We start from the raw sequence: 550 nt of genomic DNA, 5'->3' as shown, positions 1-550 counted from the left end.
TATTCAGAATATTGGCCAGCAGCAAGAGCAGTTAAAGCAATATTTAAGTTCGATTGTGTTGGTGCGTAACCGTTTAGAAAACCACGAAGTGAACATCGCGAACGCAGAAAGCTTCGCTGATGAATCGAAACGTCTCACCATGGAAATGATCAACGGTGCGTTTTCTGCCGAAGACCGACAAGCGAAAAAGCGTGAGTTGGAAGAAATTGCAAATAACTTCCTTAACTTAGTGAATGCGCAAGATGAATCGGGCAACTACGTGTTTGCGGGGACAAAGCCGAAAAGCCAGCCATTTTATCGTGATAAAGATGGCAGCGTGCAATACGCTGGTGATGATTACCAACGCAAAATGAAAGTGTCCAGCATGCTGGATATGCCGATGAACGATCCTGGTAGCAAACTGTTCATGGAAATCCCAAACCCGTTTGGTGATTACCAGCCTAGTTACGATTTACAACGCGGCTCTGCCTTACTGCTAAGCAAAGCAACCAATGTGGATGCGAAGGACACCGCTTCTTATCGCGTGACGTTTGTCGATATGAATAACGGC

General features: G+C 45.6%; 1 protein-coding gene. It reads left to right on the top strand.

Annotated elements, in window-relative coordinates; translation table 11 throughout:
- The coding region (gene flgL, locus R7044_RS27345) for a flagellar hook-associated protein FlgL (RefSeq protein ID WP_225456239.1) at positions 1 to 550 on the top strand (550 nt) is incomplete at both ends.

The sequence above is a fragment of the Vibrio sp. 1402 genome, assembly GCF_033340275.1.
Note: the sequence above shows the minus strand (reverse complement) of the source record. Positions and strands in the feature narration are given on the sequence as shown.